The organism is Bradyrhizobium sp. SZCCHNR2028, from assembly GCF_032380995.1.
Lineage (GTDB): Bacteria > Pseudomonadota > Alphaproteobacteria > Rhizobiales > Xanthobacteraceae > Bradyrhizobium.
Genome location: NZ_JAUHJF010000019.1, coordinates 1 through 20,724 on the forward strand (window position 1 = coordinate 1; position 20,724 = coordinate 20,724).

Annotated in this window: 19 protein-coding genes, 2 tRNA genes and 1 pseudogene; 9 read left to right on the forward strand and 13 right to left on the reverse strand. The window is 65.4% G+C overall.

All coding sequences use genetic code 11. From position 1 onward, the window contains the following. From QX121_RS24955 to QX121_RS24985, 7 genes are all read left to right on the forward strand, one after another. Nucleotides 1–2,380, forward strand: a 2,380-nt coding sequence (locus QX121_RS24955; RefSeq protein ID WP_315813293.1) for an arsenate reductase (azurin) large subunit, incomplete at its 5' end; no start/stop codon positions are given. Nucleotides 2,381–2,468: 88 nt separating this feature from the next. Next, entirely contained in the window at nucleotides 2,469–2,900 is a 432-nt protein-coding gene (locus QX121_RS24960; RefSeq protein ID WP_315813294.1) for a DUF2478 domain-containing protein, read from the forward strand. A 98-nt stretch (nucleotides 2,901–2,998) separates the two neighbouring features. Continuing rightward, nucleotides 2,999–3,751, forward strand: a complete 753-nt coding sequence (locus tag QX121_RS24965; protein ID WP_315813295.1) for a DUF4336 domain-containing protein — start codon at nucleotides 2,999–3,001, stop codon at nucleotides 3,749–3,751. Nucleotides 3,752–3,830: 79 nt separating this feature from the next. Beyond that, on the forward strand, nucleotides 3,831–4,148 hold the full coding sequence (locus tag QX121_RS24970; RefSeq protein ID WP_315736010.1) for a metalloregulator ArsR/SmtB family transcription factor: 318 nt from the start codon (nucleotides 3,831–3,833) through the stop codon (nucleotides 4,146–4,148). A 48-nt stretch (nucleotides 4,149–4,196) separates the two neighbouring features. Continuing rightward, on the forward strand, nucleotides 4,197–5,567 hold the full coding sequence (locus QX121_RS24975; RefSeq protein WP_315813296.1) for an NAD(P)-binding domain-containing protein: 1,371 nt from the start codon (nucleotides 4,197–4,199) through the stop codon (nucleotides 5,565–5,567). Next, nucleotides 5,564–6,748: an MFS transporter gene (locus tag QX121_RS24980; RefSeq protein WP_315813297.1), complete on the forward strand. Its 1,185-nt coding sequence runs from the start codon at nucleotides 5,564–5,566 to the stop codon at nucleotides 6,746–6,748. The genes QX121_RS24975 and QX121_RS24980 overlap by 4 nt, the downstream gene beginning before the upstream one ends. A 64-nt stretch (nucleotides 6,749–6,812) precedes the next feature. After that, nucleotides 6,813–7,997 (forward strand): MFS transporter, encoded by a 1,185-nt coding sequence (locus QX121_RS24985; RefSeq protein ID WP_315813340.1) that lies wholly within the window; start codon nucleotides 6,813–6,815, stop codon nucleotides 7,995–7,997. A gap of 92 nt (nucleotides 7,998–8,089) precedes the next feature. Here QX121_RS24985 and QX121_RS24990 read toward each other — a convergent pair whose 3' ends face one another. Beyond that, nucleotides 8,090–8,824 carry a hypothetical protein gene (locus tag QX121_RS24990; RefSeq protein ID WP_315813298.1) on the reverse strand — a complete coding sequence of 245 codons (735 nt, stop codon included), beginning with the start codon at nucleotides 8,822–8,824 and terminating at the stop codon, nucleotides 8,090–8,092. 275 nt (nucleotides 8,825–9,099) lie between these two features. Next, a pseudogene (locus QX121_RS24995) lies at nucleotides 9,100–9,336 on the reverse strand (replication initiator protein A); the annotation flags it as partial. Between the two features lie 105 nt (nucleotides 9,337–9,441). Here QX121_RS24995 and QX121_RS25000 point away from each other — a divergent pair. After that, nucleotides 9,442–10,287: a hypothetical protein gene (locus QX121_RS25000; protein WP_315813299.1), complete on the forward strand. Its 846-nt coding sequence runs from the start codon at nucleotides 9,442–9,444 to the stop codon at nucleotides 10,285–10,287. A 9-nt stretch (nucleotides 10,288–10,296) separates the two neighbouring features. Here the strand turns inward: QX121_RS25000 and QX121_RS25005 are convergent. The 10 genes from QX121_RS25005 to QX121_RS25050 all read right to left on the reverse strand — a co-directional run bounded on the left by QX121_RS25005 (nucleotide 10,297) and on the right by QX121_RS25050 (nucleotide 17,878). Further along, nucleotides 10,297–10,372: transfer RNA gene (locus QX121_RS25005), tRNA-Phe, on the reverse strand. Between the two features lie 173 nt (nucleotides 10,373–10,545). Continuing rightward, complete coding sequence (yacG, locus tag QX121_RS25010) at nucleotides 10,546–10,749, reverse strand: DNA gyrase inhibitor YacG (protein ID WP_315778398.1); 204 nt, start codon at nucleotides 10,747–10,749, stop codon at nucleotides 10,546–10,548. Nucleotides 10,750–10,801: 52 nt separating this feature from the next. Further along, nucleotides 10,802–11,431: a Maf-like protein gene (locus tag QX121_RS25015; protein WP_315813300.1), complete on the reverse strand. Its 630-nt coding sequence runs from the start codon at nucleotides 11,429–11,431 to the stop codon at nucleotides 10,802–10,804. A gap of 180 nt (nucleotides 11,432–11,611) precedes the next feature. Beyond that, the gene (locus QX121_RS25020; protein ID WP_315735995.1) at nucleotides 11,612–12,082 is read right to left on the reverse strand and encodes an arsenate reductase ArsC; all 471 of its coding nucleotides are present in this window, start codon (nucleotides 12,080–12,082) and stop codon (nucleotides 11,612–11,614) included. A 69-nt stretch (nucleotides 12,083–12,151) separates the two neighbouring features. Next, nucleotides 12,152–12,658 (reverse strand): UPF0262 family protein, encoded by a 507-nt coding sequence (locus QX121_RS25025; protein ID WP_315717869.1) that lies wholly within the window; start codon nucleotides 12,656–12,658, stop codon nucleotides 12,152–12,154. Next, the gene (gene hisD / locus QX121_RS25030) at nucleotides 12,655–13,950 is read right to left on the reverse strand and encodes a histidinol dehydrogenase (RefSeq protein WP_315813301.1); all 1,296 of its coding nucleotides are present in this window, start codon (nucleotides 13,948–13,950) and stop codon (nucleotides 12,655–12,657) included. The genes QX121_RS25025 and hisD overlap by 4 nt, the downstream gene beginning before the upstream one ends. Before the next feature lie 87 nt (nucleotides 13,951–14,037). Then, entirely contained in the window at nucleotides 14,038–14,487 is a 450-nt protein-coding gene (locus QX121_RS25035) for a DUF2948 family protein (RefSeq protein WP_315735991.1), read from the reverse strand. A gap of 24 nt (nucleotides 14,488–14,511) precedes the next feature. Next, the gene (murA, locus tag QX121_RS25040; protein ID WP_315813302.1) at nucleotides 14,512–15,801 is read right to left on the reverse strand and encodes a UDP-N-acetylglucosamine 1-carboxyvinyltransferase; all 1,290 of its coding nucleotides are present in this window, start codon (nucleotides 15,799–15,801) and stop codon (nucleotides 14,512–14,514) included. Between the two features lie 150 nt (nucleotides 15,802–15,951). Further along, complete coding sequence (locus tag QX121_RS25045) at nucleotides 15,952–17,652, reverse strand: FAD-dependent oxidoreductase (protein WP_315813303.1); 1,701 nt, start codon at nucleotides 17,650–17,652, stop codon at nucleotides 15,952–15,954. 43 nt (nucleotides 17,653–17,695) lie between these two features. Beyond that, the gene (locus tag QX121_RS25050; protein WP_315773782.1) at nucleotides 17,696–17,878 is read right to left on the reverse strand and encodes a hypothetical protein; all 183 of its coding nucleotides are present in this window, start codon (nucleotides 17,876–17,878) and stop codon (nucleotides 17,696–17,698) included. A 352-nt stretch (nucleotides 17,879–18,230) separates the two neighbouring features. Between QX121_RS25050 and QX121_RS25055 the strand changes: the two genes are divergently transcribed. After that, a tRNA-Thr gene (locus tag QX121_RS25055) sits at nucleotides 18,231–18,305 on the forward strand. 241 nt (nucleotides 18,306–18,546) lie between these two features. On the opposite strand, the gene ltrA is transcribed toward QX121_RS25055, so the two are convergent. Next, on the reverse strand, nucleotides 18,547–19,923 hold the full coding sequence (gene ltrA, locus QX121_RS25060; RefSeq protein ID WP_409997696.1) for a group II intron reverse transcriptase/maturase: 1,377 nt from the start codon (nucleotides 19,921–19,923) through the stop codon (nucleotides 18,547–18,549). Nucleotides 19,924–20,724: the final 801 nt, after the last annotated feature.

Here is a 20,724-nt window from a genome sequence, read left to right on the forward strand (position 1 = left end):
CAACAAATTTGGCGTCGACCTGTCCAAGCAGCAGGGCGCGGAGACCGCGGCCTGGTATTCGCCGTCCATGTACAACATCGTCAAGCAGGACGGTAAGGACGTTCACCTCGTCATCAAGCCGGACACGGACTGTGTCGTGAACTCCGGTCTCGGTTCGATCCGCGGCGCGCGGATGGCCGAGAACCACACCTCCCAGCAACGGAACACCCAGCTGCAGCGTCTGACCGACCCGATGGTCTGGCGCTATGGCTCGATGCAGCCGACGAGCTGGGATGACGCGCTCGATCTGGTGGCGCGCGTCACGGCAGCTGTGATCAACGAACAGGGCGAAGACGGCCTCTTCGTGTCGATGTTCGACCACGGCGGATCGGCCGGAGGATACGAGAACACCTGGGGTACCGGAAAGCTCTACTTCGGCGCCATGAAGATCAAGAACGTCCGCATTCACAATCGGCCCGCCTACAATTCCGAGGTGCATGCGACGCGCGACATGGGCGTCGGCGAGCTCAACAACTGCTACGAGGACGCCGAGCTTGCGGACACGATCGTGGCGATCGGCACCAATCCGCTCGAGACCCAGACCAACTACTTCCTCAACCATTGGATACCGAACCTGCGCGGCACCACGATGGACAAGAGGAAGAAGGAATTCCCCGGCGAACCCGTCGAGGCCAGCCGGATCATCATCATCGATCCACGCCGCACCGCGACTACGGCTGCCTGCGAAGCCGAGGGCGGGAAGGATCGTGTCCTCCACCTCGCGCTTGAGCCTGGCACGGACCTCGTGCTGTTCAACGCGCTTCTGACCTACGTGGCCGACAAGGGGTGGATCGACAAGGAGTTCATCGCGGCAAGCACGTTGCTCTCGGGTCAGGCCGCCGGCCTGATCTCCCGTCCGGGCGGCACGCCGGCCGATCAACCGTTGACCGATTTCGCGTCGGCCTTGGCTGCGAACCGCACGTCGATCGAGGATGCGGCGAAGATCACCGGGCTCCGCGGAGAGGACATCGTCAAGGCAGCCCAGTGGATCGCGGAGCCGAAGGCCGGCGGCAAGCGCCGGCGGACGATGTTCGGATACGAGAAGGGCATCATCTGGGGCAACGACAACTACCGCACCAACGGCGCCATCGTGAACCTCGCGCTCGCGACCGGCAACGTCGGCCGGCCGGGCGGCGGAGTCGTGCGCCTGGGCGGCCACCAGGAAGGCTACTCGCGTCCATCCGACGCCCATGTCGGGCGGCCGGCCGCCTACGTCGACAAGCTCCTCATCGAGGGGCGCGGCGGCATCCATCACATCTGGGCCTGCGACCACTACAAGACGACGCTCAACGCGTTCAAGTTCAAGCAGGTGTACAAGCGCCGGACGGACATGGTGAAGGACGCCATGAACACCGTGCCCTGGGGCGACCGCAAGGCCATGGTCGACGCCATCATGGTCGCGATCCGGCAGGGCGGCCTGTTCTCGGTCGACGTCGACATCGTGCCGACCCAGATCGGACAAGCCTCCCACGTCTGGTTGCCTGCAGCCATCTCCGGCGAGATGAACCTGACATCCATGAACGGCGAACGACGAATGCGGCTGACCGAGCGCTACATGGATCCGCCCGGCAACGCGATGCCGGACTGCCTCATCGCCGCCCGGTTTGCGAACACGATGGAGCGCGTGCTGCGCGAGCAGGGCAATGCCTCCTACGCCGATCAGTTCAAAGGGTTCGATTGGAAGACGGAGGAAGACGCCTTCAACGACGGCTACCGCAAGCACGAGAAAGGCGGCGAGAACGTCACGTATGCGCGCCTCCGCGCGATGGGCACGAACGGCTTCCAGGAGCCATCTGTCGGCTTCGCCGACAACAAGATCCAGGGAACCAAGCGACTGTACACGGACGGAAAGTTCTCGACCAAGGACGGCAAGGCATTCTTCATGGCCGCGCCCTGGCGCGGGCTTCAGGCCGCGGGCAAGGCCGAGCAGAAGGCCAAGTACAAGTTCCTGGTCAACAACGGACGGACCAACCTCGTTTGGCAGAATGCGTTCATGGATGCCCAGAACGACTTCGTCATGGACCGGACGCCGTACCCCTTCATCGAGATGAACCCGAACGACATGAAGGAGCTCGGCCTGGGCGAAGGCGATCTGGTCGAGGTCCATAATGATGCCGGTTCGACCCAAGCGATGGTCCAGCCAACGCCATCGGCGAAGCCAAAGCAGACGTTTATGCTCTTTGGGTTCCCGACCGGCGTGCAGGGCAACGTCGTCAACGCCGGAGTGAACGAGCTCATCATTCCCAACTACAAGCAGACGTGGGCGGACATCCGCAAGATCGCTTCGGCTCCCGAGACGACGAAACGGCTATCGTTCAAGTCGCCCCACTACAAGGCGTAGAGAACCGGGACCGGGCGGCGGAAGCCGCCCGGTCCCGATTCAAGTGTGTTGATCTCGGTCATGTCGCTGCCGGTCAGCCGAGGTCAACATGGTGCCGGGCTCGGCAAAATGCCGGATGCTCGACCTGTTGGACCTTCGCACCGGGGAGCGGGCGAGGATCACCCAGGATCGCGGAAGCGAGTCTCGCGGCTGCAAGCTGGACGAACAGGCCCTGCTCTCGATGGCGCATTGCATAGAATCCGCGATCAGGGATGCAGTGGATCTCGTCGTCATCAGTCGGTTTGGCAGAGCCGAGGCCGCAGGACACGGGCTGCTCGCTTCCTGCGCGGACGTCGTCTGCGCGGGAACCCCGCTCCTGACAGCGGTGCGGGAGCCCTACGTGGAACGCTGGCGCCAGTTTCACGGCGGCTTGGGAGTTGAGCCCCCCTGTTCGGCCGAGGCCGTTCTTGCCTGGTTCGACGCGATCCATCGCACTCCACAACACCGGGAGCAGAGCGTGCACGCTGAACCCGCCGGATAGAGGTGCAATCGATGCCGCCCCGCTAAACCTGCGCCGGCTCTAGGTCTTGAAAGGCGAGAGGGCTATAATCGGCGGCCCGGAACGCCCGGCAGACCGCCATGTCGCGTACTCCATCGCTGTACGATCCGATTAACGAATACAAGCCCTTCGCGCCAGGAATCGGGGTCGTCGACGGGCCATTCGAGTACCTGACGATGGCTGGCGTGACGCTGCCACTGCCGTTTTCGACGCGCATGACCGTCGTGCAGCTTCAGAATGGTGAACTATTCCTCCATTCACCCATCGCGCTCGATCTCGAACTCGCGCGCCACCTACGATCGATCGGTTCGATCAGCCATCTCGTATCACCAAACCAATTTCACTATGCTCACATCGGGGAGTGGTCGCGAGCATTCCCCGATGCCACTACGTGGGGGTCTCCGGGCGCACGCCGACGCGCACGGGCGCGAGGAATTGACGTGCGGTTTGACGATGAGCTTACGTCGACGCCGCCGCCGGCGTGGGGAGGTGAAATCGACCAAACTGCCATCCCAGGACGCATTTTCGGAGAAATCGTCTTCTTTCACAAGGCGTCCAGAACGCTCATTCTCACCGATACGATCATCAACCTTGAGCTGGACAAGATTAGCGAGCCCTGGCGCTCGGCTGCGCGCCTCACGGGAATGTACCATCCCACTGGCCAGATCTTTTTCGGAATGCGCTTGCCACTCTTGTTGCACCGAAGAAGAGCCCGAGCCGCAATTGACAGAGTCTTGTCTTGGAACCCCGAGCGTATAGTCGTGAGTCACGGGCGGTGCTTCGAGGCGAATGGCCGTCAAGTTCTCGATCGCTTCTTCGCCTGGTATGCCTGAGAGAACCAGAGCACGCGCTATTTCGACATTTCTAGAAATATAATTGACTCTTCCTGCGCGCCGGGCGCATATTTGCCACATGAAGATCGAAGACGTCGCAGCGCGCCTGGAAGCGCTTGGAAACCGGACCAGGCTCCAGATCTATCGGGCCCTCGTGAGAGCCGGCAGGGCCGGTCTGCCGGTTGGCCGGCTCCAGGAAAAGCTCAAGATTCCTGCGTCCACGCTGTCGCATCACATCAAGACGCTGGTCTCCGTCGGCCTGATCACGCAGGTCCGCGAATCCACCACGCTCGTTTGCCACGCCAACTACGAGATCATGCGCGGGTTGGTCGACTTCATGGCGGCCGAGTGCTGCGCCGACGAAGTGGAGTGCCGGAGCAAGAAGCCGGCGGCTTGATTTCTGGTCGATCAATATTCGATAATTCTAGAAGGATAGGATACGATCATGACGGAGAAGAAGAAGGTGGCGATCGTGGGGGCAGGCCCCGTCGGTCTCGCCGCGGCTGCGCACGTTCTCGAGCGCGGAATGGAGCCGATCGTGCTCGAGGCCGGACCCGAAGCGGCACATGCCGTTCGCCAGTGGCAGCATGTCCAGCTCTTTTCGCCCTGGGAGTACAACGTGGACAAGGCCGCGCAGCGTCTGCTCGCGCCGACCGGATGGAACTCTCCGGACCCTCAATCCTACCCCACCGGCGGCGAGCTCATCGACCGCTACCTGGAGCCGTTGGCGACGAAAACCGCGCTCCGCGAGTCGATACGCACCTCGAGCCGCGTGACCGCGATCAGCCGGGTCGGATTCGACAAAGCCAAGACCAAGGGTCGCGAGGGCGCTCCTTTCGAGATCCGCTATCAGAACGGCAAGGGGCCCGAGGTGCTGCGGGCTGATGCCGTCATCGACGTGTCTGGCACCTGGTTCTCTCCCAATCCCGCGGGCGCAAACGGTCTGCCCGCCCTCGGAGAACGAGAGTACGGGGGCAAGATCGCCTACGGCATGCCGGACGTCCGCGGCGCCGAGCGAGCCAGATACGCTGGGAAGGCGGTCGCCGTCCTCGGCGCCGGCCATTCGGCCGTCGGTACGCTCATCGACCTCGCCCACCTCGCCGAAAAGGCACCGGGCACTGAGCCGGTCTGGCTCTTGCGCGGCGCCGACCCTGCGAAGGCGTTCGGCGGCGGCAGCAACGACAAGCTCGCGGCACGCGGCGAGCTAGGCGCCGCCTTCGCCGCGCTCGTCGCCTCCGGCAAGGTCCGGGTCGAAGCCGAATTCGGCGTCACGCATATCTCGGAGGCTCAAGGCCGGCTCCGGATCGCGGCCGGCGCGTGCTGCGGGGCGCGCAGCGTGGTCGCCGATGAACTGATCGTCTCGACGGGCTTCCGTTCCGACCTGTCGTTCCTGTCCGAACTGCGCCTAAAACTCGATCCGGCCATCGAGGCGCCCGTCGCTCTCGCTCCCCTCATCGATCCGAACGAGCATAGCTGCGGAACGGTACGCCCCCATGGTGCGCGCGAACTCGCACACGACGAGCCCGGTTTCTACGTGGCCGGCATGAAGTCCTACGGCCGCGCCCCTACCTTCCTCATGATGACCGGCTACGAGCAGGTCCGCTCGATCGCGGCCGACCTTGCGGGCGACAAGGCCGCCGCGGCGAGGGTCGAGCTCGTGCTGCCGGAGACCGGCGTCTGCACGCGTGGAAGCGTCGCGGCGGCCACGCTCGCGACGGCCTGCTGCGGCGGCCCTCCCAAGGAGGATGCATCGGCCTGCTGCGGCGCCGACGAGGCGGCCAAGAAGACGGGAGCTTCGGGCTGCGGGTGCTCATGAATCGAATTCCTGCGGGCCAGGCTGCAGGTCCGGTCGCGGTCGTCGTTGCACTCGGCACCACGCAAACCATTGCGTGGGCCTCGAGCTATTACCTTCCGGCCATCCTCGCTGCGCCAATCGCGCGGGATTTGGGTCTTGCACCCACCCATGTCTTCGCGGCGCTCTCGGGCGCCCTCGTGATCGCGGGACTTCTGGGGCCACGGGTGGGGCATGCCATCGACACGTTCGGAGGCCGAGGCCTGCTCGCGGCCTCGAACCTTGTTCTGTCGGGCGGCTTGTTCGTGCTCTCGATCGCAGAGGGGCCAGCACTCCTGGTCGTATCCTGGGTGCTGCTCGGGATCGGCATGGGAATGGGCCTCTACGAGGCGGCGTTCGCAACGCTCGCGCGCATCTACGGCAGCAAGGCGCGACGCTCCATCACCGGCATCACCCTGATCGCCGGGTTTGCCAGCTCCGTCGGCTGGCCCTTGTCGACGTGGCTGGATGCCCAATACGGCTGGCGAGTGGCGTGCCAGGCTTGGGTGCTGATCCATTTGGTCCTGGCGCTTCCTCTCAATCTCTACTTGCCGCATGCCGCGCCCCTACGACAGGAAGCCGGGACGGTGGATCATCCTCAACTCCCCTCGCGTGAAAGCGAAACCTTCGCGATCGTGGTGCTGGCCTACATGTTCGCCGCCGTCGGGTTCGTCAGCTCGGGGTTTTCGGCCATCCTGCCGACGATGCTGGTGTCCCTGGGTGCCTCACCGGCTGCCGCGTTGTTCGCAGGAACGTTGGTGGGGCCCGCCCAAGTTGGTGCCCGGCTTCTCGAAGCGGGTTGGCTCGGTCGCTTCCACCCGCTGCTCTCGGCGAGACTTGCTACACTGATGAATCCAATCGGCGTCATCACGCTGATCCTGGGAGGTCCTCTGTTCGCGTCTGCCTATGCGGTCCTGTACGGCGCTGGCAACGGGATCATCACCATCGCGCGCGGCACGCTGCCGCTGGCTCTGTTCGGACCCGCCGGCTTCGGGAGACGGGTCGGCATGATTTCGCTTCCGGCACGGGCAACGGGAGCCGTCGCACCGCTCGCGATGGGGCTCATGGTAGAACATGTCGGTAGCGTCGCGCTTTGGGTCAGCGCTCTCGCATCGCTGTCTGCCTTCGTCGCGCTGCTGCTCCTGCAGCCTGGGCGAACCGCATGAATGCCCACAAACTCGAGGGGAGGCGAGCATCCGCAGCTTGACCGGCCGGCCGCTGATCGCGGTGATGTGTCTCGGACAGGTGGGCAACCTGCTGCCGCACGTGACCCTTTCGGCAAATCTGGCTCAACACCTGATGCCGGCATGGGGGCTCAGTGCCGCCGAAGGCGGCTTGATGGCAAGCGGCTACGCCTTCGGCTACATGCTCGCGGTGCCCCTACTGACGACGCTGACGGACCGTATCGACGCGCGCTTGGTGCTCCTCTGCGGATCGATCGTGAGCGGACTTGCGACCATCGCCTTCGGTTTGTTTGCGCAAGGATTCTGGTCGGGCACAATCATCTGGTCGATCGCCGGACTCGGCTTTGCGGGGGCGTACATGCCGGGCCTGAAGGCGCTCACCGACCGGCTCCCGGCAGGAAACAGTTCGCGTGCGGTCACGCTGTACACATCGAGCTTCTCGTTCGGGGTGGGTATCTCTTTTCTGGTGGCGCAGGTGGCGGCGGACAAATGGGGCTGGCCTGCTGCGTTCGTGATCACCGGAATCGGACCCATTGCAATGGTGATGGCGTGCGCGCTGATGGTAGCTCGCCGACCGGCGTCCAAGACGGGGCGTCTTTTGAACTTCAAGCCGGTGTTCGCCAACCGAGAGGCCCTCGGCTACATTTTCGGCTACGGTGCCCACTGTTTCGAACTCTACGGCATCCGTACCTGGCTCGTAGGTTTCTGGACGTTCGTGGTTGCGCACCAGGACGCGCCATCATGGCTGTCGCCAGTCGTAGTGAGCTTCTTCTTTGCAATCATCTCGATGCCCGCCAGCATTTTGGGCAACGAAGCCGCGCTGAAGTTCGGGCGGCACCGTGCGATTATCGCGGTGATGATCACGTCCGCCTGCGTGGCGACCATCATCGCCTTCAACGCAACCGCCCCGGCCTGGGCGCTGGTGCTGCTGCTGCTGATCTACGGCGTAACGGTCCCTGCCGACTCTGGAGCGTTGACCGCGGGAATGAGCGCAGCGGCCGACCCCAATTATCGGGGAGCCACGTTGGCGCTGCACTCCACTGTGGGCTTCGGGTTGTCGGCCCTCGGACCCTGGGGCACGGGCGTGGCCCTCGACGCGGCGGGAGGACCCCAGAGCGCCGGCGGGTGGTGGCTTGCCTTTATGATGCTGGCTGCCGGGATTCTCATGGGCCCGCTTGCGCTGCTCCTGTCCCGGGCGGCTCGACCGAAGAGGCACGTCCCTGCGCAATAGGGCGAAGCACCTCGAGCGCCCTGGGCTTCTAACGATTTTGATCACCTCCACCAGTGTGATCAGGGAGAGTTCCTTGTGCTCCGGTCTCGTATCTACATCGCGCTCGCGCGCATTTGTCGCGAGTCGGCGCTGACGCGCGGAGACACGAACCAGATCCAAGCCACGACCTGGAGCGCGAGATTGAGAGCAAAGGCTGTCCGATAGGCGATTTCGGGATAGTGTCCCGCTTGAGGTGTCCAATACTGAAGTACAACGCCGGTCGCGTATTGCACAACGAAGGCCGCGGCAATGTGGAACAGATTCAGCGCGCCGTTGGCCCTTCCGGCGAGCTGTTTCGGGAAATACTCGGCCAGAGTCGCGAAGCTCAGCACTGTAGCCGCGCCGACGGCCGCTACAACGGCCCACTGCAAATATGACGGCAAGGGCAAGCGCAGGATCAATTCGAACTGAGTTGCAATAAAGACAGCCGCAACAAGCCCCAGGAGCACCTCCGGTCCAACACCGCGCCTTCGCAGCCGATCGGTAGCGACCCCAAGCAGAATGGCACCCAGGCTGAGCGCGGCCGCCATGGCAAACAAATGAAATACCACGCTCGCACGATCGAGGCCCTCAACGTCCTTGAGCCACTGCGCCGCCCAGAGCCGTTGGAGAGCCCAGGCCGTTCCAATGCAGGATGCCGAGAGCGGCGCAACGCGCCAGAATCGCGGATCGGCATAGACCTCTTTCAAACCGGCTGCGACCGCGCCGCCCGGAACTGCAGTCCTGTCGGGCACGATCAGATAAATCGTGAGCGCACTGGCGACAGTCAAGCAGACCAAATAGTTCACGCCAACCAATCCACTCCAGCAACAGGTCGGCCGGCAATGTCGCCGTGACCGCACCCAGCGCGCCCAGCATCACCATCAAGCCGTTCAGGAGCGGGACGCGATCCCGGGAAACCAGAGAACGAGTGGCACGGGGATTTTTGGCCGCTTCTGCCAACCGCGCAGCCATGCCCTCGGAGAGGTAAATGCCAACTCTGGGTTTCATGAGAGAGACTTGCTCTGAGAGCGACTGGAGAGTCGTTAGTCGTGCAAACAAATCACGCTGGCATCAGCGGTCTGGTGCCGCGGCCGACGAAGGTCAGGATTTCGTAGGGCGTTGCCGCCATCAGACGGGACGTCTTCAGTCCGCCATCGCGAGCTTCAACGATTTGCGAAGCAGCCCAGATCAGGACGTCGGCGTCCCAAATAGTCGCCATGCCGTGCTCCGGAACGGCTTCGACACGAATGCTGATCTCGCCGGCGCGAAAGAGCACCAATCCATGGGATGAAGTTGCCGCGTGATTAAATGGACTCGCAGTGACCACTCTGTGTATCAAGTACGTATACGAGGACATGGATCGACACGGTAATGTGCGCCGGTATTTCCAGCACAATCGAGGACCAAGATCCGTCTTCGTGCCGTGCCAGGTACCGACGAATTCGGGGGAGAGTACCAGGCCGCTCTGAATGGCAAGATCGAGCCCAGAGAGACCGAACAACCGCAGGGCACGCGCGCGAAAAATGGGTCGCAGCGATGGCTGATTGAGCAATACTACGCCTCGGCGGAATTCACGAGACTCGACACCAGCACCAAGTCAGCCCGACACGGCATTCTCGATAATTTGTGTAGCGAACCGGTCTCGGACGAGATTTCGAATTTGATCGGTTCCTTGCCCTACGCCTCGATGCCGACCAGCAAGGTGCGCGCGCTGCGCGATCGCAAAGCGGAATTTCCCGAGGCTGCCAACGGTCACATCAAGGCGCTGCGCCAAGTCGTCAAGTATGCAATCGCGGCGGAGCATCCCGGCGCCGAGCGAAATCCGGCACGGGATGTGCCGTACATGAAGACCGGATCGCAGGGCTTCCACACTTGGACGATTGCTGAAGTGCTGCAATATGCCAAGAAGCATCCAATCGGCACCAAGGCGCATCTCGCACTCGCGCTATTGCTGTTCACCGGTCAGCGGAGATCGGACGTCGTTAAATTTGGCCGACAACACATCAAGAATGGCTGGCTTACGTTTACGGGCGCATGCATTGCGGCCGAGAACGGCGCGGCCGAGAAGCAGCTGATGGCGATCTTCGGATGGCAGGCGATGAAGGAGGCCGCGCACTATACCAAGAGGGCCAACCAACAACGTCTCGCCGCGAGCGCGATACCGCTCCTGTCCCTCGATCAAACCGCGAACAATAGTCTCCCACTTTTGGGCCCGGTTGAAGAAAGTGGGAGTAAAAGGGGGAAAAAACCGAGGAAGATCAAAGCCTGATTTGAGACATGGTGCCCAGGGGCGGAATCGAACCACCGACACTGCGATTTTCAGTCGCATGCTCTACCAACTGAGCTACCTGGGCAGGTCTCTTGCGGGCAAAAAAGCCCGGCGAGCCGGCGGGTTATAGTGGGACCGGACCGCGCTGTCTACCGCCCTGAGGGCAAGTTTTCACATTCCTTGTGCGGTTGCGCGGCGGCGCGGGACGCCCGTCCCGACCGGCCGGCGCCGCAGGGGCAAGATGATGAAAACACGGCGCTATTCGACGTCGTCCTCGTCGCCTTCGGCGGCCGGGATGACATAGGAGCCGCTGAGCCAGCGATGCAGGTCGACGTCGCGGCAGCGCGGCGAGCAGAACGGGCGGACGGCCTCGGCCGCGGGCCGGTTGCAGATCGGGCAGCGGCGGACGGGCTTGGCAGATTTCGAAGCGGGGGCGCTCCGGTGGAGCGATTTGTCTGACATCGGCGGCTATTTAATGGGCTGGACACGCGGATGCACCCCCGCACGCGGATGGTCAGACGGCGACCGTGTTGAGCCAGCCGAAGCGGATCGGGAAACCCTCGCCGGCGAGCAGCGTCGTCGTCTCGTAGAGCGGCAGGCCGACGACGTTGGTGTAGGAGCCGACCATCTTGACCACGAACGAGCCGGCGATGCCCTGCACGGCGTAGCCGCCGGCCTTCCCCCGCCATTCGCCTGAGCCGATATAGGCCTGGATATCGTCCTCGCTGAGCCGCTTGAAGCGGACGCGGGTCTCGACCAGGCGCTGGCGGAACGCCTCCTTCGGCGTCACCAGGGTGATCGCGGTGTAGACGCGATGGTTGCGGCCCGACAGCAGCCGCAGGCACTGCGAGGCCTCGTCGACCAGATTGGCCTTCGGCAGAATGCGGCGGCCGACCGCGACCACGGTGTCGGCGGAGATGATGAACGACCCGCGCAGCTCGTCGTCGAGCTGGACGGATTTGAGCGCGGCATCGGCCTTGGCGCGGGCGAGACGGTTGGCGCAGGCGCGCGGCAGCTCGCCACGCTTCGGCGTCTCGTCGACGTCGGCGGGGCGCAGCGCATCGGGCTCGATGCCGGCCTGGTTGAGCAGCGCCAGACGCCGCGGCGAGCCGGATGCAAGAACGATTCTGGGACGGCCGAGCATGCTGATTTCGCTAGGGGATTCGGAAGCGGCGGGGCGTGCGCGCGGAACCTATCGGAAGGGCTGCCATTCCACAACCCGAAGGCTGCGACAAGCTGCGACGGGCCTGCTCTACGGCGCGAATTTGAGCGGGGGACGACGTTGGTATTTCGGTTCGATGACACCTGCGGTGGAACCGGGAACCTACAAGCCCGCCGGCCCGGGCTTGCCGAAACGCTTGCGAATCCGCGTGAACAGGCCGTCGCAGACTTCGCGATAGGCGGCGAGCTTCTGCTCGCGGTTGCCGTCGGCGCCGGTCGGATCGGGCGTCGGCCAGTATTCGACGTCGGCGGCGATGGTGCGGGTCAGCTCCAGCGCCTTGTGATGGGCCTCGGGAGACAGGGTGATGATGAGGTCGAAATTCAGCCCCTCCCAGTCCTCGAGCTCCTCGAAGGTCGTCGGCTTGTGCTGCGAGATGTCCTGGCCGAGCTCGGCCATCACCGACACCGCGAACGGATCGAGCTCGCCCTTCTTGACGCCGGCGGAGCGGACATAGAGCGCCTGCGGATACATCTGGCGCAGCAGGCTCTCGGCCATCGGCGAGCGCACGCTGTTCTGGCCGCAGGCGAACAGCACCGCCTGCGGCTGGCGCGCGCGCGGCGGCACCTCGGCCATGCGCCTAGGCGCCCTCGGCCGCGAAGGTGGCCGGGCCCGGCAGCAGGCGATGACGCAGCGCGGACGGCATCACTGGCCCTCGCCCTTCCAGTGCAGCACGGTGATCAGGGTGAACAGCCGGCGCGAAGTCTCGAAATCGACCCGCACCTTGCCCTTCAGCCGCTCCTGCAGGGTGCGCGAGCCCTCGTCATGGATGCCGCGGCGGCCCATGTCGATGGCCTCGATCTTGTCGGGCGTCGCGGTGCGGATCGCCTGGTAGTAGCTGTCGCAGATCATGAAATAGTCCTTCACGATCCGCCGGAACGGCGACAGCGACAGCAGATGCGTCACGACAGGCGTGCCGTCCTCCTTGCGGATGTCGAACATCAGCCGGTTGGCGGTGATGCCGAGATGCAGGGTGAACGGACCGGCGCCGTCGGCGCCCTCGGGCGCGAACAGATTCTCCTCGACGAGGTCGTAGATCGCAATCGCCCGCTCATGCTCGATGTCCGGACCGGAGCGGCCGATCGACTCCTCGTCGAGCGTCACCGCCACGATGCGATTGGTCCGGTCGTCGCCTGGCGGGTGCTGGGTCATGGCAGGTTGAGGCGTATTCCCACGGAGCGTGAATGGGCGTCGAGACCCTCGGCCTTGCCCAGAGTCATCGCCGCTGGCCCCAGCGCGCGCAACTGCTCGGGGCCGCATTTCAACAGCGACGTGCGCTTCATGAAGTCGAGCACGCCGAGGCCCGAAGAGAACCGCGCCGAGCGCGCGGTCGGCAGCACATGATTGGAGCCGCCGACATAGTCGCCGATCGCCTCCGGCGTGTGCGCGCCGAGGAAGATGGCGCCGGCATTGCGGACTTTGGCGGCGAACGCGTCTGGATCGGCCGTCATGATCTCCAGATGCTCGGCGGCGATGGCATCCGCCAGCGGCACGGCCTGGTCGAGATCGTCGACCTCGATGATGGCGCCGAAATCGGCCCAGGACGCGCCGGCGATCGCGGCGCGAGGCAGGGTCTTGAGCTGGCCCTCGACGGCGCGGGCGACGTCGTCGGCGAGGCGGCGGCTGTCAGTGATCAGGATCGACTGCGCGCTGGCGTCGTGCTCGGCCTGCGCGAGCAGATCGGCCGCGATCCAGTCGGCATTGCCGCTGTCGTCGGCGATGACAAGCACCTCGGACGGGCCCGCGATCATGTCGATGCCGACTTTGCCGAACACCAGCCGCTTGGCGGCGGCGACATAGGCATTGCCGGGCCCGACGATCTTGGCGACGGGGGCGATCGTCGCCGTGCCATGCGCCAGCGCCGCCACCGCCTGGGCGCCGCCGACGCGGTAGATCTCGGAGACGCCGCCGAGATGGGCGGCGGCCAGCACCAGCGGATTGAGCCTGCCGTCCGGCGCCGGCACCACCATCACGAGCCGCGCGACGCCGGCGACCTTGGCGGGAATGGCATTCATCAGCACCGAGGACGGATAGGCCGCGGTGCCGCCGGGGACATAGAGCCCGGCGGATTCGATCGCACTCCAGCGCCAGCCGAGTTCGACGCCGGCTTCGTCGGTGAAGCGCTGGTCCTGCGGCAGCTGCTTGAGATGAAAGGCCTCGATGCGGTCGCGGGCGAATTTCAGCGCATCCAAGGTCGCGGCGTCACAGGCCTTGAAGGCGGCCTCGATCTCGGCGGCCGTCACGCGCAACGAGGAGGCGTCGAGCTCCAGCCGGTCGAACTTGCGCGTTGCCTCGAGCAGCGCCGCATCGCCGCGTTTGGCGACATCATCGACGATCGCGCGCGCGGCGGCTTCGACGTCGGCGGAGGTCTCGCGCTTGGCGGCGAGAAACTGCCGAAACTGAGTGTCGAAATCGGTGCTGGCGCGGGACAGGCGAATGGGCATCTCTGGCACTTTCCGAAGGGGTGGCTGCCCCCGACCCCCTGCTCAATGGCGCGGCAGCGCGGGGCCGTCAACCCTTTGAACAGGCGCCTACCGGGTCAGCGGCGGACCGCCATCGATATCGCTGGTGCCGAGATCGTCCTCGCCAAGATCGGTCAGCTCGCATTCCAGACATTCGACATCGAGCCGCAATGCGCCGCCATGGGAGAACAGCAGCAGCGCGCTGCCGGCGGGCGGCTCGGCGCCGGCATGGAATTCGATGCCGATCAGCTCCAGCACAGTATCGGGCGCATCGACCTCGATCCGCCGCGACTTGCAGGCCAGCACCCGGTCGAACCGCAACGCCGCGAGCAGCCGGCGCGGCTCGCTCTCGCCATGCAGCGCCTGATCCCAGTCGAGCCGGTTCATGCCGATCACCAGCCGCTTCTCGGCCTGGCGCCAGATGATGTCGGCTGCCTGCACCCGCGCGTCCTGCACATGGGCGGAGATGACGGCGAGATCGTCGGCATCGAGCGCGATCAGTTTGAGCCGGTCGGTCACGGTCTCATCCTCTTGGCAGCGCCTTCACTCGCGGATGCGCTCGATCGTGGCGCCGCAGGCCTTCAGCTTGTCCTCCAGCCGCTCGAAGCCGCGATCGAGATGGTAGACGCGATTGATCATGGTTTCGCCTTCCGCGGCAAGCCCGGCAATCACCAGCGACACCGAGGCGCGCAGATCGGTCGCCATCACAGGCGCGCCACGCAAGCTCGAGGTGCCCTCGATCCGAGCGGTCTCGCCATCGAGACTGATACGCGCGCCGAACCGCGCGAGTTCCTGCACATGCATGAAACGGTTCTCGAAGATGGTCTCGGTGATCGCCGAGGCGCCCTGCGCGCAGACCATCAGCGCCATCAGCTGGGCCTGCAGGTCGGTCGGAAAGCCGGGGAACGGCGCGGTCGTCACCTGCACCGGGCGGATGCCGTGGCCGTTTCTGACGACGCGGATGCCCTCGGCGTCGCTCGTGATCTCGGCGCCCGCCTCGATCAGCACGTCGAGCGCGGACTGCAACAGCTCCGGCCGCGCGCCGGCGAGCCGGACATCGCCGCCGGTCATCGCCGCAGCGATCGCATAGGTGCCGGCCTCGATGCGGTCGGGCAGCACGGTGTGACGCGCGCCGTGCAGAGACGCCACGCCCTCGATCTCGATGCGTGGCGTGCCGGCGCCGGTGATGTGCGCGCCCATCTTGTTGAGGCAGTCGGCGAGATCGGTGATCTCCGGCTCGCAGGCGGCGTTGGTGATGACGGTCGTGCCCTTCGCGAGGCTCGCGGCCATGACCGCGACATGGGTGCCGCCGACGGTGACCTTGGGGAAATCGATTGTGCCGCCGCGCAGGCCGCCCGGCGCTTTGGCGACGACATAGCCGGCATCGATCTCGATATTGGCGCCGAGCTTTTCCAGCGCCATGATCAGGAGATCGACCGGCCGGGTGCCGATGGCGCAGCCGCCCGGCAACGACACCCGCGCCTCGTGCATGCGCGCCAGCAGCGGCGCGATCACCCAGAAGCTGGCGCGCATCCGCGACACCAGCTCATACGGCGCCGTGGTGTCGATGATGTTGGCCGCCGAGATCTGCAGCGTCTGGCCCTGGTACTGGCCATCGCCGGGACGCTTGCCGACCGACATGATGTCCACGCCGTGATTGCCGAGAATGCGCTGAAGCTGCGCGACGTCGGCAAGGCGCGGGACGTTGTCCAGGATCAGCGTCTCCGGCGTCAAAAGACCCGCGATCATCAGCGGCAGGGCGGCGTTCTTCGCGCCCGAAATCGGGATGGTGCCGCGAAGCGGGTTGCCGCCGACGATGCGAATGCGATCCATGCTGGTCCTGTGGGGCTGGCCGGGAAATTGGGCTAAGGTCGGCGCAACAGGACCGACATTACGGCGATTTGATGGGTTCGCAACGGCAGGTCGCATCGCCGGGGAATTCATCCCCTGACGGTGCGGCCCGCCGCGGCGGGAACGCGCGAATCAGACCGATGGTACGAGCGCATCGGCCAGAAACCCGTGCAGCGCGGCGACGACCTGGGCGCCCTCGCCGATCGCGCCGCCGACGCGCTTGACCGAGCCGGAGCGGACGTCGCCGACCGCATAGACGCCGGGCACCGAGGTCTCCAGCGGCGACACCATCCGCCCGGCATTCTGCTCCGACTGCGCGCCGGTGACGACGAAGCCGGCACGGTCGAGCGTGATGCCGCAGCCGTCGAGCCAGCCGGTGGCGGGATCGGCGCCGACGAACAGAAACAGATTGCTGATGTCGGCGGGCGTCTCTTCGCCGGACAGCCGGCTCTTCAAGGTGATGCGTTCGAGCCCGGTGTCGGCCCCGCCATCGAGCGCGACGACCTCGGTGTTGAACAACAGCTCGATGTTCGGCGTCGCCTCGATGCGCTCGATGAGATAGCGCGACATCGACGCGGCAAGCCCGCCGCCGCGGATGATCATCCGCACCTTCTTGACGTGGCCCGACAGAAACACCGCGGCCTGCCCCGCGGAATTGCCGCCGCCGACCAGCGCAACCTCCTGCCCCGCGCACAGCCGCGCCTCGATCGGCGAGGCCCAGTACCACACGCCGCGGCCCTCAAACTCCTTGAGCCGGTCGAGATCAGGCCGGCGATAGCGCGCACCGCTGGCAACCACCACCGAGCGCGCCCGCACCTCGTCGCCGCCCTCGAGCGCCAGCACGAAGGCGCCGGCCTTGCGCTCGCAGTCGAGCGCATTGACCGCCACCGGGATCATGATCTCGGCGCCGAACTTCTGCGCCTGGTTGAAGGCGCGCGCGGTCAGCGCGAGACCGGTGATGCCGGTCGGGAAGCCGAAATAGTTCTCGATGCGGGCGCTGGCGCCGGCTTGGCCGCCGAACGCACGCGAGTCCAACACCGCCACCGACAGACCTTCGGAGGCGCCATACACCGCGGTGGCCAGGCCCGCCGGCCCGCAGCCGACGACCGCGACATCGTAGATCTTCTCGCCGCGCGGACCGCCGATCATCCCCACGGCACGCGCCAGCTCGGTCTCGCTGGGATTGCGCAGCACGCTGCCGTCGGACACCACCACCAGCGGCAGCTCGGCGGGCGTCGGTGAATAGCGCGCGATCAGATCGGCCGCGTCGTGATCATCAGCGGGATCGAGCAGATGGTGCGGAAAGCCGTTGCGGGTAAGAAAGCTCTGCAGCCGCGCGATCGCAGCCGATTGCGGCGGGCCGATCATGACCGGGCCGCCGGCGCCGCCCTGGATCAGGTTGACCCGGCGCAGGATCAGCGCCCGCATGATGCGCTCGCCGAGCTCGGCCTCGGCGATCAGCAGCGCGCGCAGCCGTTCGGGACGAATCAGGATGACCTCGACGTCGCCCTCGGCATGGCCGTCGACCAGCGCGACGCGGCCGGAGAGCTGGGCGATCTCGGCCAAAAACTGCCCTGGCCCCTGGTCGATCACCGGCGTGACGTGACCGAGGCCGTCACGCTGGGTGATCGCGACATGGCCTTTGAGAATCACGAACATGCCGGGGCCGGGCTTGCCGGTCTCGAACAGCAGCTCGCCGTCGCGATAGGTCTGGATCTCGCCGAAGCCGCGCAGACGCGCGATCTCCTGGGGCGTCAGCTCTGGAAAGGTCTGCTCAAAGCGGGGCAGCGTCTTCGCCAGCTCCGCCCGCTGTGCCCCTGCCTCCACCGTCATCCCTTCATCCGCTGCCATCACGCCCACCCCGCTTGCAATCTGCTCAACGCTTCGAATCGTCCGGACCGCCGGCAGCGGCCTCGTCCGAGCCGCCCTCCTCGGCCGTCACCGCCTGGCTGCGCTCGCGGCTCTGCGCCTTGCGCCGCTTCAGGTTCTCGCGCAGCGCCTGCTTCAGCCGCTCCTCGCGCGCGCCCTTCGGCGCCGCCTTCCCGGTCTTATCCGTCATCCCCTTCCCCCGGTCACCCGATACCAGAGGCACAATTGGGGCCCCAGATGCGAAAGCCAAGAGGCGTTGGCGACGCAGACGCTAGGTTCCGCCCGACCGCCGTCGCCTGCCCGGATGGGGAGTTGCCGGCGCGACCCGGGCATTGGGGACGCCAAGGGCGGCCAACCGCGAGAATCCACCGTGAACGGGTGATTTCGGTCCGATTTCGGAGGTCTTTCGCTCCCTTTCGATGCATCACGCTGACGTCTTTCCCCGAAAACCGGACGAGCCGCGCTTGCGCAGGCGGGGACCTTGTGGCAAGAACCGCCCGCGTTCGGTCGCGGCCTTCGGGCCGGTCCCCGCTAGTCCCTTTGCTGCCGTAGCTCAGTGGTAGAGCACTCCCTTGGTAAGGGAGAGGTCGACAGTTCAATCCTGTCCGGCAGCACCAGGGCATTCTTCCCCGACATGATCTTCGGCGACGCCTCGGGACCGCAGGCCACGCACAGATGCGCGTCATCGGCCTCGCGGCGCAATTTGCGTCCGAGCTCTGCTGCAGCACCGCCCTCTCCGGAAAATCGAGGGCGCAGGGAAGGCCGGGCGCTGGCCGATCGGGATAGGGGGGGAGTCTCGCGACTCCACCCCTCCCACACCACCGTACATACGGATCACGTATACGGCGGTTCGGCGGATTAAGCGGCTTTGCGGGCTGCGAGGAAAGGCAGGCCGAGTGAGGCGAACAAGGACCTTGGCAGAGCGTTGGCCAGTGCGGCGCTGTTGGCGAGCCGCCAGGGACCACGTGGGTTGCCGGCGGTTTTAAGCGCCGTCTCCCGGTCGACGCCGCGGCGTCGCAGCTCGTCGAAGCGAGTAGGACCGCACTTCCATTGGGTCCAGACGACGGCGCGCAACCGCCGCCTGATCCACTCATCGAGCTTGCGCAACACCGACGGCGTCTCGCAGAACCCGAAGTAGCCGCGCCATCCCTTCAGATACAGCGCCAGCTTCTCGATGATCTGCTCCAGGCTTCGGCCAGACTGTCGCCCCGTCAGCTCCCGAACTCTCGCCTTGCAACGGGCAATGGCCTCAGGCGCGATGCGCCGGCGCGGCTTCTTCCCCTGCGTAAAGCTGAAGCCCAGGAACTTGCGGTGGCTCGGTCTGGCGACCGCGCTCTTGGCCCTGTTCACCTTGAGCTCGAGGCGCCGTTCCAGGAATCTCTCGATGCTCGCCATCACCCGCTCGCCCGCCTTCCGACTGCGCACATAGATGTTGCAGTCGTCGGCATAGCGCACGAAGCGATGACCTCGCCTCTCCAGCTCCTTGTCCAGCACGTCCAGCATCAGGTTCGACAGCAGCGGCGAGAGCGGCCCGCCTTGCGGCGTTCCTTCCTCCGTCGGGCTGACCAGCCCTCCCTCCAGCACGCCCGCAGTCAGGAAGCCGCGGATCAGCTTCAGGAGTCGCTTGTCGGCAACCCGCTTGGCGACCAGCCCCATCAGGATGTCGTGATTGACCCGGTCGAAGAACTTCTCCAGATCGATATCCACCACGACCGCGTGCCGGGACGCAATGTAGGTCTGCGCCTTCGCCACCGCCTGATGCGCCGAGCGGCCCGGCCGGAAGCCGAAGCTCGTCTCGGAGAACGTCCGATCCCATTCGCTTTGCAGCACCTGCAGAACCGCCTGCTGGATGAAGCGGTCGAGCACCGTCGGGATGCCGAGCAGCCTGACGCCGCCCGATGCCTTCGGAATCTCGACACGCCGCACCGGCTGCGGCTTGTAGGTGCCGTCGAGCAGTTGGGCGCGGATCGCGAGCCAGTTCACCTTCAGGTAGGCCGGCAGATCATCCACGGTCATCCCGTCGACCCCCGCCGCGCCCTTGTTGCGCTTCACTCGGTCCAATGCCTTCTTCAGGTTCTCACGTGCGACGATCCTTTCCATCGACGGTCCCGCGACCGCCGTCTGATCGAGACAGGCTTTCGCCGCGCGAGCTTCGGCCGCCCCGGCGCCGGCCCGCGGGGCTTCACCCCTCGGTCCGGGGCGAGGGTTCAGATTGCTCTGAGCTTCCTGCCGCATTGGGTCGTGCGAGATCACCGCTCCACCAGAACTTCCATCGTTCGGGCCTTCGGCGGTACGCTGCCGCCTACTATGCCCTCTGCTGACTTCTGCGTCGCGTTCAGATCGCCTTGCAACGACCTCAGTCCCGTTGCCGGGACACGACGCAGATCTCCCGAGGTAAGACCGACCGCCTTCACCGCATGCCCGTCGGATCTACCACCCCGCCCCTTGATGACCGTGGACTTCGCGATTGGTGGCTCGCTCGTCCGGCCGGGTAGGCCTCACATCCGATGTTTGTTCATCGGGCCGCGGCTTTGCTCCACGCTGTCTTCAGACCCCACCTCGCGATGACGCCCTTGCGCTTCGCTAATCCTTCGCCGCCATCAGGCTGGATAGAGGACTTCCACCTCCAAGCTGTCGTTCATACTCGGCACACCACCCAATGGCCCCCGTGCGAACAAAATGCAGGCGGCAGGTACCACAGGTCTGGCCGAACACACCCGGCCCTCCCTGCGCGATGGGCTTACGATTTATACGCGCTCTCCCTGGGGACCGGGCTTTGTTGCCCCCATCACCCGCGATGCACTGACGCACATCAGCGAGCTTGACCTCAGCATCGGGAGGCCAGGACCACGCGACTTCACCGTCCGTATCGAAGTTGTTCGTCCGCTCGCGAATGCGCGCTGCAACTCCGACCCGGCCACCGCATCCCACACCCAACGCTCGTGACGACTCGCGAACGCCCCTCTTTCGATGAGCACGGGACGGCCGGAAATGTGCAGGTGATTTACCCGACGACACAAGGGGAATTGTTGCGGC

What these genes read in the sequence shown, in the direction of transcription:
- QX121_RS24980 (WP_315813297.1), top strand. Translation starts at nt 5,564, where the DNA reads ATGAATCGAATTCCTGCGGGCCAGGCTGCAGGTCCGGTCGCGGTCGTC.
- murA (WP_315813302.1), bottom strand. Translation starts at nt 15,801, where the DNA reads ATGGATCGCATTCGCATCGTCGGCGGCAACCCGCTTCGCGGCACCATC.
- QX121_RS24965 (WP_315813295.1), top strand. Translation starts at nt 2,999, where the DNA reads ATGTCGCGTACTCCATCGCTGTACGATCCGATTAACGAATACAAGCCC.
- QX121_RS25015 (WP_315813300.1), bottom strand. Translation starts at nt 11,431, where the DNA reads ATGCTCGGCCGTCCCAGAATCGTTCTTGCATCCGGCTCGCCGCGGCGT.
- QX121_RS24975 (WP_315813296.1), top strand. Translation starts at nt 4,197, where the DNA reads ATGACGGAGAAGAAGAAGGTGGCGATCGTGGGGGCAGGCCCCGTCGGT.
- QX121_RS25020 (WP_315735995.1), bottom strand. Translation starts at nt 12,082, where the DNA reads ATGGCCGAGGTGCCGCCGCGCGCGCGCCAGCCGCAGGCGGTGCTGTTC.
- QX121_RS24970 (WP_315736010.1), top strand. Translation starts at nt 3,831, where the DNA reads ATGAAGATCGAAGACGTCGCAGCGCGCCTGGAAGCGCTTGGAAACCGG.
- hisD (WP_315813301.1), bottom strand. Translation starts at nt 13,950, where the DNA reads ATGCCCATTCGCCTGTCCCGCGCCAGCACCGATTTCGACACTCAGTTT.
- QX121_RS25025 (WP_315717869.1), bottom strand. Translation starts at nt 12,658, where the DNA reads ATGACCCAGCACCCGCCAGGCGACGACCGGACCAATCGCATCGTGGCG.
- QX121_RS24960 (WP_315813294.1), top strand. Translation starts at nt 2,469, where the DNA reads ATGGTGCCGGGCTCGGCAAAATGCCGGATGCTCGACCTGTTGGACCTT.
- ltrA (WP_409997696.1), bottom strand. Translation starts at nt 19,923, where the DNA reads ATGCGGCAGGAAGCTCAGAGCAATCTGAACCCTCGCCCCGGACCGAGG.
- yacG (WP_315778398.1), bottom strand. Translation starts at nt 10,749, where the DNA reads ATGTCAGACAAATCGCTCCACCGGAGCGCCCCCGCTTCGAAATCTGCC.
- QX121_RS24985 (WP_315813340.1), top strand. Translation starts at nt 6,813, where the DNA reads ATGTGTCTCGGACAGGTGGGCAACCTGCTGCCGCACGTGACCCTTTCG.
- QX121_RS25050 (WP_315773782.1), bottom strand. Translation starts at nt 17,878, where the DNA reads ATGACGGATAAGACCGGGAAGGCGGCGCCGAAGGGCGCGCGCGAGGAG.
- QX121_RS25045 (WP_315813303.1), bottom strand. Translation starts at nt 17,652, where the DNA reads ATGACGGTGGAGGCAGGGGCACAGCGGGCGGAGCTGGCGAAGACGCTG.